A 13,375-nucleotide genomic window follows, 5' to 3' on the forward strand; every position below is an offset into this window, starting at 1 on the left:
TAATGAAAAAGAGGGGGTAATTGATATGGCTGAAAACCGCCACCAAAGATTAGGACTTTCTGATGAAACTGTTTTAGAAATGTATGAAACGATGCTCCTTGCACGACGATTAGACGAAAGACAATGGCTATTAAACCGGTCTGGGAAAATCCCATTTGTTATCTCATGTCAGGGACAGGAAGGCGCTCAGGTAGGAGCTGCTTTTGCTCTTGACCGTTCCAAAGACTATGTGCTTCCCTACTATCGTGACTTAGGCGTGGTTTTATCATTTGGAATGACAGCTAAGGAAGTCATGCTTTCTGCGTTTGCAAAGAAAGAGGATCCAAATTCAGGGGGCCGGCAAATGCCTGGTCACTTTGGGCAAAAGATAAACAGAATTGTAACCGGATCTTCCCCTGTAACAACACAAGTTCCACACGCAGTCGGAATTGCGTTAGCCGGAAAAATGGAGAAGAAGGACTTTGTCTCATTTGTTACATTTGGAGAAGGTTCATCGAATCAGGGGGATTTTCACGAAGGAGCAAACTTTGCCGGAGTTCATAAATTACCTGTTATATTTATGTGTGAAAATAATAAATACGCGATTTCTGTGCCAATTGAAAAACAATTAGCCTGCGAAAAAGTTTCAGATCGCGCAATTGGCTATGGAATGCCTGGTTTTACCATCGATGGAAATGACCCTCTTGAAGTTTATGCAGCAGTCAAAGAAGCAGCAGACCGCGGCAGACGCGGCGAAGGTCCTACTCTAATCGAAGCCGTATCATACCGTTTAACTCCTCACTCAAGTGATGATGATGATCGCAGCTACCGTGCTGCTGAAGAAGTGACAGAAGCCAAAACGAAGGATCCTATTATCACTTTTGCATCGTATTTAAAAGAGACTGGTGTGATGGATGAGGACAAAGAAAAGGCGATCGGTGACCGGGTGATGCAAATCGTTAACGAAGCTACTGATTATGCAGAAACCGCACCATATGCCGAACCAGAACATGCATTAAAATACGTTTATGCGGAAGCTGAATAGGGGGAAGGGAAAATGGCTGTCATTTCTTTTATAGATTCGATAAAAATGGCGATAAAAGAGGAAATGGAACGGGATTCCAAGGTCTTTGTTTTAGGAGAGGATGTAGGAAGAAAAGGTGGTGTATTTAAGGCAACTGAAGGACTATATGAAAAGTTCGGGGAAGAGCGTGTCATTGATACTCCTTTAGCTGAATCTGCGATTGCCGGTGTTGCTATAGGGGCGGCCATGTACGGAATGCGGCCGATTGCCGAAATGCAATTTGCTGATTTTATCATGCCTGCTGTAAATCAGATTATTTCAGAAGCGGCCAGAATCCGATATCGTTCCAATAATGATTGGAACTGTCCCCTTGTCGTCAGAGCTCCATTTGGCGGAGGGATTCATGGTGCGTTATATCACTCTCAATCAGTCGAAGCTGTATTTGCTAATCAGCCTGGATTAAAAATTGTGATTCCTTCCACCCCTTATGATGCCAAAGGATTATTGAAAGCAGCAATCCGTGACGAAGATCCAGTCCTCTTTTTTGAACATAAACGGGCCTATCGCTTAATTAAAGGAGAAGTTCCTCAAGATGATTATGTTTTGCCGATCGGAAAAGCCGATGTGAAACGCGAAGGGGAAGATATCACAGTTATTACATATGGTCTTTGTGTCCATTTTGCACTTCAGGCAGCAGAAAGACTCGCCGAAGATGGGATATCCGCCCATATTTTAGACTTACGAACTGTTTATCCGCTTGACCGGGAAGCAATTGTGCAAGCAGCATCTAAGACAGGGAAAGTATTGCTTGTAACGGAGGATAACCTAGAGGGAAGCATTATGAGTGAAGTTTCAGCGATTATTGCAGAGGAATGTTTATTTGATCTAGATGCACCGATAAAACGCTTAGCAGGTCCGGATGTTCCTGCCATGCCTTATGCCCCTACAATGGAAAAATTCTTTATGGTTAATCCTGAAAAAATTGAAAAAGCGATGAGAGAACTAGCCGAATTTTAAAATTTGAGCAAAGGAGGTCAAAAGTACATGGGTATTGAACAAATGAAAATGCCTCAGCTCGGGGAAAGTGTCACAGAAGGAACAATTTCCAGATGGCTTGTTTCTGTGGGGGACCATGTCAATAAATACGATCCGATTGCAGAAGTGATGACGGATAAAGTTAATGCTGAAGTGCCATCCTCCTTCACCGGAACAATCAAACAATTAGTAGCAAATGAAGGAGATACCCTTGCCGTCGGTGAGATTATCTGTTCAATCGAGGTTGAAGGCGGAACGTTGAATCAGGATCCTGTACCTGAACCTAAGGCTGCTGAGGTAAAAGAAGCTGAATTCAATGAAGAAACCGGAACTGCACCTATAAAAGCAAGATACTCACCTGCTGTTCTTAAACTTTCACAAGAGCACGGAATTGATTTAAATCAAGTAAAAGGAACCGGAGCGGGTGGACGTATTACTCGTAAGGATTTGCAAAATTTAATTGAATCAGGAAATATTCCTGCACCAGGTCATACTCTGATTGATAGGACAGAAACGGGTTCCAAATCAGAAGAGACTGCGAAGTCTCAGCCAGCAGTTCCGCAACAGACTGCTGCCCCTGGTGACATTGAAATTCCAGTTACTGGTGTCCGCAAAGCGATAGCTGCTAATATGTTGAAGAGTAAGCACGAAATCCCGCATGCCTGGACGATGATGGAAGTGGATGTAACCAATCTCGTCGCTTACAGAGATTCAATTAAACGGGAGTTCAAACAAAAAGAAGGCTTTAATTTAACTTATTTTGCTTTCTTTGTAAAAGCTGTTGCTCAAAGTCTCAAAGAATTTCCGCAGATTAACTCGACTTGGGCGGGAGACAAAATTATTCAACGAAAAGATATTAATATCTCAATTGCGGTAGCAACTGAGGATGCACTGTATGTGCCAGTGATTAAGCAAGCTGACGAAAAATCAATCAAAGGGATTGCCAGAGAAATTAATGACTTGGCGGTAAAGGTTAGAACGAATAAGCTGACAGCTGATGATATGAAGGGCGGAACCTTTACGGTTAATAACACTGGCTCCTTCGGTTCGGTTCAATCGATGGGAATCATTAATCACCCGCAAGCCGCAATTCTCCAAGTAGAATCGATTGTGAAGCGGCCAGTCGTGATGAATAATGGAATGATTGCTGTAAGAGACATGGTGAATTTATGTATGTCATTGGATCACCGCGTGTTAGATGGTTTAGTTTGCGGAAGATTTCTGCAGCGGGTGAAAGAGATTTTAGAAAATATCGACCCAAAGACAACTTCGGTTTATTAAGATAAAACGATAGGCTGCCTAAGATGCCTATCGTTTTTTCCAATTCTGCTTCAGTCTAGTAAAAGAATCCAAACAATAAGACATGAGAATCAGGGAATAGTAAACAAAAGAATCCCTTTAAAGGAGTGACAAATATGGAGTTAACCGTAAAGTGGAATGAAAAAATGTCTTTTAGCGGTCAAACACCTTCTGGACATAAAATTAAAATGGATGCTGCCGAAGAAGTAGGCGGTGAGAATACAGGTCCAAGACCAACTGAACTGCTTCTTAACGCTGTTGCAGGATGTACGGGGATCGACATTATTTCGATATTGACGAAAATGCGGCTTCAGCCTACCTCGTTTCAAATGGATGTAAAAGGGGAGCGAGCTGATGATCATCCCAAACGTTTTACTTCGATTCATATTCACTATGCACTCGAAGGAGACTTGCCTGAAGAAAAGATCGTGCGTGCCATTGAATTATCGAAGGATAAATATTGTTCGGTTTCCCACTCCCTTAGTGCTGAGATTACGGTTAGTTATTCTATTAATGGTAAAGAAGGAGAAAAAACAAAATAATTTCGGGTCTAACCGAATCGAAGATCTTTATAAAGCAGGATACCAGAGTTATGCGGGTATGCTGCTTTTTTTGTTGTCAATATTGTGCAAACCCTTACATTTTTTTGAATATTTAATAATGGGTTTTAATAGGTATTAATAGATAATTAGACAGGGGGTGGGGATCGTCCCTACATGAAAACTGCTATTTGTTGGTGTCACTTCGTGTTTTTAGAAACATATTGTGGAGGTGTTGATATGAGCAATGAACAGTTAAGCGAAAAACAGAAGGAGTATTGGAAAAAGAATCTTCGTTTGATTACATCGTTACTGGTGGTTTGGTTTTTGGTTTCATTATTTGCTGGTGTTATTTTAGCTCAGCCGCTTAGTAACATTTCCTTATTCCAATTGCCTTTATCGTTTTGGTTTGCCCATCAGGGCTCAATCATAGTGTTCATCATCCTGATATTTATTTACGCCGTCAAAATGGACCGGCTTGACAAGGAGTACGGTGTAGAAGAGGTCATTTTGACAAAAGAGAAGGGGGATGAGTTATGAGCGTTGAAGCACTAACACTCACCCTTGTTCTGATTACATTCGCCATTTATCTTTACATTGGCTGGTGGGCAAAAGTTAAAGATACCAGCCATTTCTTTGTCGCAGGTAATGAAATACCGGCAGTTGCTAACGGTGCAGCAATTGCAGCAGATTGGATGTCAGCAGCATCTTTTATTTCCATGGCAGGACTAATCTCCTTTTTAGGATATGACGGAACCATCTATTTAATGGGCTGGACTGGCGGTTACGTCTTGCTTGCTTTGTTATTAGCTCCTTACCTTCGTAAATTTGGGCGCTATACAGTTCCTGATTTCATCGGGGATCGTTATTACTCAAATGGAGCGAGAGCAGTTGCAGCGATTGCCACACTTTTCATTTCGTTAACCTATGTAGCTGGTCAAATGCGTGGGGTTGGAATTGTTTTTAGCCGATACTTACAAGTGGATATTGCGATTGGCGTATTAATTGGAATGGCAATTGTTGCCTTTTTCGCTGTATTGGGCGGCATGAAAGGGATCACCTGGACACAAGTCGTTCAATACTTTATTCTCATCATCGCTTTTATCATTCCTGCGGCAGCCATTTCACTACAACTCACAGGTATACCAGTTCCTCAAATAGGATTTACCTTCTCCGATATTGCACAAAGATTAAGCAGTTTACAAGTAGAACTTGGAATGACGGAATTTTTGGCTCCATTCCAAAATCTATCGGGTCTCAACGTCTTTGCGGTGACGTTGGCATTAATGCTCGGTACAGCTGGTCTGCCACACGTAATTGTCCGATTTTACACCGTTAAAGATGTCCGTTCTGCCCGCTGGTCAGCCGGGTGGGCATTAATCTTTATTGCATTGCTGTATACAACTGCACCTGTTGTCGGTGTCTTTGCAAAGTTTAATTTAATTGAAAGCCTTCATGATCAGCCAATCGCAGATGTAAGAGAAATTAGCTGGGTAAGTAAATGGGAAGAAACTGGTCTTCTGACATTAGAAGATAAAAATGGAGACGGAATCCTTACGTTTGCAAGTACTGATTCACCTGAGAATGAAGTAAGGATTGATCAGGATATTATTGTTCTTTCTACACCAGAAGTAGCTGACTTGTCGCCTTTTGTAATTGCATTGGTTGCAGCCGGCGGATTAGCTGCTGCCTTGTCAACTGCTTCCGGATTGCTGCTTGCGATGTCTAGTGCGATTTCTCACGATTTGTATTACCGGATTTTCAAACCAGGTGCCAGTGAAATACAGCGGTTAAGGGTTGGCCGGATCATGATTTTCCTGGCTGTTCTTGTTGCTGGTTATTTTGGCATTAATCCGCCGGGCTTTGTAGGGGAAGTGGTTGCTTTTGCATTTGGATTGGCAGCTTCTAGTCTATTCCCTGCCATTTTACTTGGTATTTTTGATAAACGGATGAATCGTGAAGGGGCAACCTGGGGAATTATCGTCGGCTTAGCCTTTACTTTAACGATGCTATTGCTGATGCGTTCCGTTCAAATCTTTGGCACAGAAGCACAAGTGGTTGAAAGCTTCTTTGGCATCAATGCACAGGGTATTGGGGTTGTAGGAGCGCTGCTTAACTTTATTGTGGCTTACTCAGTGTCTAGGGCAACAAAAGCTCCGCCAGAGGAAATTTCAAAAATGGTTGAAGACATTCGGATTCCGCGCATTTCAAAAGAGGGATAACATTAAAAATATTAAAAGGAGGGGTTCCCCCTCCCTTCGCCATATACATTCCAAAAACAGGAAGGGTAAAATTTATGACTATGATTGTTCTCTTATGTCTCGTGACAGCCTTATATATTTTACATCCCTATCTGAATATCGTTGTGTTAAAAAAAGTAGTGGGAATTACTTTATTTGTGGAGCTATTTTACTTAATTGGCCACTACATGTCGGGATGGCCATTCCCGACACCAGAAGTTATTTTGCAAATTGCGATTGTTGTTGCTGTTGGGGTAGCTTTAGGAGTTATCTTTTCCCGAATCTGGCCGTTGCCGGAAAACAAAGGGTTTGAACGTATTTTTCGGACTGTGCTAATTGTTGTGCCGTCACTTGGGATTGGGATCGGCTTTCAGCTACTGCTTCAGGGTCAGTACGCGACACAAGCCCTCTATCTCGTCTTTTCCCTGTCCTCATGGCTTGGTTCAGGTCATTTTATCAAAAAAGCACAAGTGTCGATAAAATAAGGAATCAAGAGAGAATTATTAAAAAGAGAAGGGAGTAAAAGAAAAATGATTACCCCACTAACTCCATTAGATTGGAAGCGGAGAGCAATTAAATATTATCCCAATAAGATAGCTGTTATTGACGGGGAAAAGCAATTTACCTATGAACAGTTTGGCAAGCGGATAGACAGGCTATCAGTTGCGTTGCATAAAGCAGGGATCAGAAAAGGGGACCATGTAGCCGTGATGCTGCCAAACACTCATTATATGCTGGAGTGCTTCTATGGAATCAGTCAGCTTGGGGCCGCGATGGTCCCATTAAATTACCGTTTATCAGCTAACGATCTGGAATACATTATTAATCATAGTGATGCGAAAAAGCTAATTGTAGATGCACAATTTGCTGAACCGATTGAGAAAGTTGCCGATCAGCTTTCGCTTCGGCAAATTATCATTGTATCTGTTGAAGGATATGAGACTTCATTAGACGGAATTGATTATGAGGCTTTTCTCGAGAATATCCCTGTACACGAAGCTCCACCAGAAGTTGAAATAGATGAAAATCTGCTCTTAACGGTAAATTATACAAGTGGAACAACATCAAAACCTAAAGGGGTAATGCTCACGCACAGGGCTAATTATATAAATGCAGCTAACTTTATGTATCATCTTAATGTCAAGCATGATGACGTTTACCTTCATACACTTCCAATGTTCCATGCCAATGGCTGGGGCGGCGTATGGGCAATTACTGCTGCAGGAGCCACGCATGTATGTTTAAGAAAAGTAGAACCCCCCATTATTCTAGATTTATTTGAAACGAAGGATATTACGCTTTTATGCGGAGCACCAACCGTTATCAATATGCTTGTAAATGATCCAAAAGCAAAGGAAACCCATATCAAAACCAACCCGCGCATGGCAACAGCCGGAGCCCCTCCAGCCGCGGCGCTCATTCAAAAAGCTCAAGAAATTCTTGGATTAAATATGATCCATGTCTATGGGTTAACTGAAACATCGCCTTTTATTCTATACTGTGAATGGAAAAAGGACTTTGATTTCTTAGCTTCAGATAAACAAGCGACCATTAAGGCAAGGCAAGGAATTGAATTAGCCTTTAATGGGGAGACAAAGGTTGTACGTCCAAACGGGGAAGAAGTAGCGTGGGACGGAGAAGAGTTGGGAGAAATCATAACAAGAGGAAATGTCGTAATGGCCGGCTATTATAAAAATCCCGAAAGGACAGCCGAAGCCATCAAAGACGGATGGTTTTATACAGGAGATTTAGCTGTAACTCATCCGGATGGTTATATTGAGATTCGTGACCGTGCCAAAGATTTAATTATTTCAGGTGGTGAAAATATTTCTTCCACGGAAGTAGAAGGTGTTCTATATAAGCATCCAGCTGTAAGGGAAGTTGCTGTAATCGCAATTCCAGATGAAAAATGGGGTGAGGTTCCAAAAGCGATCATTGTGCTGCAGCCAGATGTACAAGTAAGCAAAAATGAGATCATCGATTATTGCCGTGCCAATATGGCTCACTTTAAAACGCCAAAGGCGATTGATTTCGTAGATTCCCTTCCAAAAACAGCGACAGGGAAATTGCAAAAATATGTTTTAAGGGAAATGCATTGGAAAGGGAAGAAAAAAGTGAACTAAGGCGTGAAGAGTGGGATTGGCTATAAATCGATCCCACTTTTGCTTTTCTCAACTAAAGATGGATAGAACTGCGAAATTATAGATATGGCAGCCCGATAAAGATTAAGAGCCCCCAATAATCGAAATGTTAACCCAATTATAGGATTCCCCGCCCAATTATTTAAGGTAACAGCCCAATAATTCACAGATTCCGCCCAAAAAACAGGACCACTCAATTCATAATCCAGATTTTCGCTCTCTCATCATTGATTAAATAGTAAGATCTTGATCTAATTCGTGCAGAAGCTCGCCAATTTTTCGATCATGAATCATCATATCTGCGAAAAAATCCATGCTAGTCGGCTCTTGATTCACAATCACAAGCTTAGCCCCATTTTCTTTTGCAAAAAGCGGAAACTGATTGGCAGGCGTTACTGAAAGAGAAGAGCCGAGTACAATAAATAATTCTGCTTTTTCTGTTTCCCTTAAAGCGAAATCAAACGCATCCTTGGGTAAAGCCTCTCCAAATAAAACAATTGATGGACGCAAGATTCCGCCACATTCACAATAATAGTCCGCTTTGATATATTCCTCACTGCTGTATTCTTTTCCGCAAGCTTGGCAGTGAAGTTTTTGCAAGGTTCCATGCAGTTCAGCCACACGGGTAGAGCCCGCGAGCTGATGAAACCCGTCTACATTTTGAGTAATAATCGATTGAATCAATCCTTGTTCTTCCCATTTTGCAAGAATATAATGGCCGTTATGAGGTTTATATTCTTTTACCCCCAGTACTCGGTTCCGATAGAATTCAATAAATTCCTGAACATTTTCATTTAGAGCTTTTATACTTGCAATTTGACTAGGATCTTTGTGCTTCCACAGTCCATTCGAGGAGCGGAAATCCGGGAGGCCGCTCTCAGTCGACATGCCAGCCCCAGTAAAAATAACCGTATAATTAGAATCAATCAGCCACTGTTTTAGCAAAGTCGTCCACCTCACGTGAGTTTTCAATATTTGATATGTAAAACTTAACATATCATTTCCAACAGTTAAACGTTTAATATGGCTTATTTCGAATGCTATTGGAGTTTTTGTAAAATTTATACTAAAATAAGAATTAGCAATTATTGTTTTTGTAAGCGATTCCACCGGAGGAAGGAGGGCCTTCTTCTCTATTGAAGAAGCAAAGACTTATGAGTAAACTGACGAGAAACTCATTCCCGGCTTCACCCATTGAAGCATGGGAAACGCTCTCTTTAAAGACATTAAAAACGGAAACTCTTGAAGCTTTACAGACCAAAACCTATGAAAATATCATTCTTTCTCCCTTATATACCTCAAAAGACAAGGGGCTGGATGGTGCACAGGTTCCGCCAGGGTTAGCCCCATTTATTAGAGGAGTCAAGGAAGCAGATGGATTGAATAGAGGATGGAAGGTAGCGCAATGGATTACTTCTTCACCTTCAGGTCCTGAGGATATTAAGTCTCTTGAAGACAAAGGGCAGGATGTAATTTCCTTTCAAACTGGTTCGTTTTCGGAAAATGAACTTGAGAAATGGAAAGAAATCATCGCGATTTTTCCGCTTAAAGAAGTGTTCATTGAACTTGGAGTCAAGGAACATAACTGGCTTTTTAAACATGACTTTTTGTATGCAAGCAAAGGATTTATCGGTTTTGATCCGATAAAAGCTTTGATTGAACGGGAAAGCAGCCAAGATGAATTGCACGGCTATTATTCATACCTATCTCATGCTGTGAAACATTCAAGTTTCGAACAAAGAAATATTTTAATAGATAATACCATTTTTCATAATAGCGGCGCGGACATTATAACAGAACTTGCTTGTGTTCTTGCAGTTGCAGCCGAACATGTAGACCGCCTTGAAATAGGCGAAATAGAAGCAGATACGATATTATCTAAAATGCTTGTTCGAATCGGAGTTGGCGGGAGCTTTTTCTTAGAAGTTGCTAAGATAAGGGCTCTGCGCTATCTTTGGTACAAATTCACTTCCGCCTATAATGGTATAAGTGGAACGAGTCAAAAAATTAATATTGCTGCTGAAACCTCATTAGTTTCGAAAACGATGTATGACGAGTATGTCAATGTCTTGCGCTCAGGCAATGAAGCTTTTGCTGCCGTTACAGCAGGCGTGGACTATCTGTCCGTAACACGATTTGATATTTGTCTTCAAGAGAAGAAAGAACTGGCAGACAGGATCGCCCGAAATACACATCATCTGCTAGCAAAAGAATCTCATATGACTCGCGTATTTGATCCAGCTGGCGGTTCATGGTATGTGGAATCCTTAACACGAGAGTTAATCGAAAAAGGCTGGGAGCTTTTTATTGAGATTGAAGAGCTCGGCGGCATCCTTTCTTGCATCGAAACAGGATGGCTGCAATATCGCATCAAAAAATCGCGAGAAGCGAAAGTCAAAGCCGTTAATGAGAGAAGAATGGAGATTGTCGGTATCAATATGTATGTTGATGGAAATGACAGAAAACCTAATGAGGTACTGGCTCGATCAGGTGCAGGACTCGGATTTTCAAGCTTCCGCTTTTCTCAAACCTTTGAGAAGTGGAGACTTTACTTTGACCGTCATCCGATAAAGGTTGCGATTATTTGTTTAGGGAAGATAAAAGAATTTAAGGAACGACGGGACATGGCCAGAAATTGGTTTGCTTCTGTCGGTATCCAAACTGATTTATTTGCAGGAGTAGATTCATTCAGCAAGACCATCGAAAAGTATAAGGCTATTTGTATTTGTGGGACAGATGATTCCTATGAAACATGGGATATAGAATATGGGGAGATAGCTAAAAAATTCCCTGTATTTGCTGCTGGCCGCCCCCGTAATACGGACTCAAGGATTTTCTGGATTTACCCCGAGCTTGAAGCAGAGCCCATTGTCACAAATTGGGCAGCAGAAAGTGAGGTTTTATAATGGTTAAACCAAATTTTAAAAACGTCTCTTTAGATATCATAGATTTTCGAATCGAGACAAATCGAGATGTGCCCGCCACCATGTCTAATGAAAATATTTTCATAAAAAAATATTATACGTATCAAGATGTGGAACACTTAGCACAGTTGGAAGACCTTCCTGGAATCCCGCCTTATACGAGAGGACCCTATCCAACGATGTACGTGACAAAGCCATGGACGATTCGGCAATATGCTGGTTTTTCCACGGCTGAGGAGAGCAATGCATTTTATAAACGGAATTTGGAAATGGGGCAAAAAGGACTTTCTGTTGCCTTCGATTTGCCTACCCACCGCGGCTATGACTCGGATCATCCCCGTGTCGAAGGAGACGTGGGAAAAGCAGGAGTAGCAGTTGATTCCATTATCGATATGAAAATATTGTTTGATGAAATTCCTCTCGATAAAATGAGTGTTTCGATGACAATGAATGGGGCCGTATTACCGATTATGGCTTTCTACATTGTTACCGCAGAGGAACAAGGAGTCGCTCTCAAAGATTTATCCGGGACGATTCAAAATGATATATTAAAAGAATATATGGTCCGCAATACTTATATATATCCGCCAGACGTGTCAATGCGAATTATCTCAGATATTTTCGCATATACAGCTAAAAATATGCCAAAGTTCAACTCCATCAGTATTTCTGGCTACCATATGCAGGAAGCGGGAGCTCCGGCTGATCTCGAACTCGCCTACACACTTGCCGATGGGCTTGAGTATGTCCGGACGGGATTAAATGCGGGGATTGACATTGATTCCTTTGCCCCTAGACTGTCATTCTTCTGGGGAATTGGAATGAACTATTTTATGGAGGTAGCAAAGCTTCGTGGTGGCAGAAGAATCTGGGCAGAGCTGATGAAGCCATTTGCGCCAAAAAATCCTAAATCACTTGCTTTAAGGACACATTCCCAAACATCAGGCTGGAGTTTAACCGAACAGGATCCGTTTAACAATATTATCCGTACTTTAATCGAAGCTCATGCAGCCGTTATGGGTCATACTCAGTCGCTCCATACGAATGCCTTAGATGAAGCAATTGCACTCCCAACCGATTTTTCAGCAAGAATTGCCCGAAATACTCAGTTATATTTACAAAAGGAAACATATCTTTGCAATGTGATTGATCCATGGGGCGGCTCTTACTATGTTGAAACATTAACAGATGAACTGATGAGAAAAGCCTGGGAGCATATTGATGAAATTGAACGTCTTGGCGGTATGACAAGGGCGATCGAAGCGGGTCTGCCTAAGCTGAGAATTGAAGAAGCTGCAACAAAGCGGCAGGCGAAAATCGATTCAGGCAAAGAAGCGATCATTGGTGTAAATTGTTATAAAGTTGAGAATAACGACCAGTTTGATATTTTAGAAATAAACCAAGAGGCAGTAAAGCAAAAACAAATTGCAAAGCTGCAGCAATTAAAAGCGAGCCGTGATCAAGAACGGGTTAATCAAGCTTTAGAACGAATTACAGAGGCGGCTGCAACAGGGGAAGGAAATCTGTTAGAGCTTGCAGTGGAAGCAGCGAGGGCACGTGCCACCCTTGGCGAGATTTCGATGGCGATAGAAAAAGTAACCGGAAGACATCGAGCTATGATAAGGAGTGTTTCTGGCGTGTACTTATCAAACTATGAACATGAAGCAAGTATGCAAAAGGTCATTCAAATGACGGAAGAGTTTTTCCAAACAGAGGGCAGAAGACCAAGGATGCTGGTTGCGAAAATGGGCCAAGACGGCCATGACCGGGGTGCTAAGGTAATTGCAACAGCATTTAGCGATCTTGGCTTTGATGTCGATATCGGACCGTTATTCCAAACGCCCGAAGAAACCGCGAAACAGGCTGTCGAAAATGATGTCCATGTTGTTGGAGTGAGCTCACTTGCAGCAGGGCATAAAACGTTACTTCCTAAGCTAGTTGGCGAACTGAAAAAATTTGGAAGAGAAGATATTATGATTGTCATTGGCGGAGTAATCCCGGCAAAAGACTATCCTTTCTTGCTTGAAAACGGAGCATCTCATATCTTTGGTCCGGGTACAGTAATTCCATTGGCAGCAGAAAAAATTATAGATGAAATTTACATTCGATTAGGGTATGAAAAGATAGAAGATTAAATGATGTCAATCGGTCCATAAACGTCATGGATCAGCGCATAAATCTCGTGGATCGTCAC

11 protein-coding genes are annotated in these 13,375 nt (G+C 41.7%); 10 read left to right on the plus strand and 1 reads right to left on the minus strand.

Annotated elements, in window-relative coordinates; all coding sequences use genetic code 11:
* Positions 1–25 precede the first annotated feature (25 nt).
* From CRO56_RS04370 to CRO56_RS04405, 8 genes are all read left to right on the plus strand, one after another.
* Complete coding sequence (locus tag CRO56_RS04370) at positions 26–1,024, plus strand: thiamine pyrophosphate-dependent dehydrogenase E1 component subunit alpha (RefSeq protein ID WP_097157945.1); 999 nt, start codon at positions 26–28, stop codon at positions 1,022–1,024.
* Positions 1,025–1,036: 12 nt separating this feature from the next.
* Complete coding sequence (locus tag CRO56_RS04375; protein WP_097157395.1) at positions 1,037–2,020, plus strand: alpha-ketoacid dehydrogenase subunit beta; 984 nt, start codon at positions 1,037–1,039, stop codon at positions 2,018–2,020.
* A gap of 27 nt (positions 2,021–2,047) precedes the next feature.
* Positions 2,048–3,319, plus strand: coding sequence for a dihydrolipoamide acetyltransferase family protein (locus tag CRO56_RS04380; RefSeq protein ID WP_097157396.1), 1,272 nt, complete (start codon positions 2,048–2,050; stop codon positions 3,317–3,319).
* A gap of 134 nt (positions 3,320–3,453) precedes the next feature.
* On the plus strand, positions 3,454–3,879 hold the full coding sequence (locus CRO56_RS04385; RefSeq protein WP_097157397.1) for an OsmC family protein: 426 nt from the start codon (positions 3,454–3,456) through the stop codon (positions 3,877–3,879).
* A gap of 237 nt (positions 3,880–4,116) precedes the next feature.
* The gene (locus CRO56_RS04390; RefSeq protein ID WP_097157398.1) at positions 4,117–4,416 is read left to right on the plus strand and encodes a DUF4212 domain-containing protein; all 300 of its coding nucleotides are present in this window, start codon (positions 4,117–4,119) and stop codon (positions 4,414–4,416) included.
* Positions 4,413–6,098, plus strand: coding sequence for a sodium:solute symporter family protein (locus tag CRO56_RS04395; protein WP_097157399.1), 1,686 nt, complete (start codon positions 4,413–4,415; stop codon positions 6,096–6,098). Before CRO56_RS04390 ends, CRO56_RS04395 begins: the two co-directional genes overlap by 4 nt.
* A 74-nt stretch (positions 6,099–6,172) precedes the next feature.
* On the plus strand, positions 6,173–6,601 hold the full coding sequence (locus CRO56_RS04400) for a hypothetical protein (RefSeq protein ID WP_097157400.1): 429 nt from the start codon (positions 6,173–6,175) through the stop codon (positions 6,599–6,601).
* A 45-nt stretch (positions 6,602–6,646) separates the two neighbouring features.
* A complete protein-coding gene (locus CRO56_RS04405) occupies positions 6,647–8,239 on the plus strand; it encodes a long-chain-fatty-acid--CoA ligase (protein WP_097157401.1) in 1,593 nt (530 codons plus the stop codon).
* A gap of 249 nt (positions 8,240–8,488) precedes the next feature.
* Here the strand turns inward: CRO56_RS04405 and CRO56_RS04410 are convergent, their stop codons facing one another.
* Positions 8,489–9,202 carry an NAD-dependent protein deacylase gene (locus CRO56_RS04410; RefSeq protein ID WP_097157402.1) on the minus strand — a complete coding sequence of 238 codons (714 nt, stop codon included), beginning with the start codon at positions 9,200–9,202 and terminating at the stop codon, positions 8,489–8,491.
* 191 nt (positions 9,203–9,393) lie between these two features.
* Between CRO56_RS04410 and CRO56_RS04415 the strand changes: the two genes are divergently transcribed.
* Together CRO56_RS04415 and scpA are read left to right on the plus strand one after the other, a co-directional pair.
* Positions 9,394–11,163, plus strand: coding sequence for a methylmalonyl-CoA mutase family protein (locus tag CRO56_RS04415; RefSeq protein WP_142305190.1), 1,770 nt, complete (start codon positions 9,394–9,396; stop codon positions 11,161–11,163).
* Positions 11,163–13,316 (plus strand): methylmalonyl-CoA mutase, encoded by a 2,154-nt coding sequence (scpA, locus tag CRO56_RS04420; protein ID WP_097157404.1) that lies wholly within the window; start codon positions 11,163–11,165, stop codon positions 13,314–13,316. The genes CRO56_RS04415 and scpA overlap by 1 nt, the downstream gene beginning before the upstream one ends.
* Positions 13,317–13,375 lie beyond the last annotated feature (59 nt).

This window comes from Bacillus oleivorans (assembly GCF_900207585.1).
GTDB lineage: Bacteria > Bacillota > Bacilli > Bacillales > JC228 > Bacillus_BF > Bacillus_BF oleivorans.

Bases quoted from the DNA above. Each gene is read 5' to 3' on its own strand.
- CRO56_RS04380 (WP_097157396.1), top strand. From the start codon at position 2,048: ATGGGTATTGAACAAATGAAAATGCCTCAGCTCGGGGAAAGTGTCACA.
- CRO56_RS04390 (WP_097157398.1), top strand. From the start codon at position 4,117: ATGAGCAATGAACAGTTAAGCGAAAAACAGAAGGAGTATTGGAAAAAG.
- CRO56_RS04385 (WP_097157397.1), top strand. From the start codon at position 3,454: ATGGAGTTAACCGTAAAGTGGAATGAAAAAATGTCTTTTAGCGGTCAA.
- CRO56_RS04395 (WP_097157399.1), top strand. From the start codon at position 4,413: ATGAGCGTTGAAGCACTAACACTCACCCTTGTTCTGATTACATTCGCC.
- CRO56_RS04370 (WP_097157945.1), top strand. From the start codon at position 26: ATGGCTGAAAACCGCCACCAAAGATTAGGACTTTCTGATGAAACTGTT.
- CRO56_RS04375 (WP_097157395.1), top strand. From the start codon at position 1,037: ATGGCTGTCATTTCTTTTATAGATTCGATAAAAATGGCGATAAAAGAG.
- CRO56_RS04405 (WP_097157401.1), top strand. From the start codon at position 6,647: ATGATTACCCCACTAACTCCATTAGATTGGAAGCGGAGAGCAATTAAA.
- CRO56_RS04400 (WP_097157400.1), top strand. From the start codon at position 6,173: ATGACTATGATTGTTCTCTTATGTCTCGTGACAGCCTTATATATTTTA.
- scpA (WP_097157404.1), top strand. From the start codon at position 11,163: ATGGTTAAACCAAATTTTAAAAACGTCTCTTTAGATATCATAGATTTT.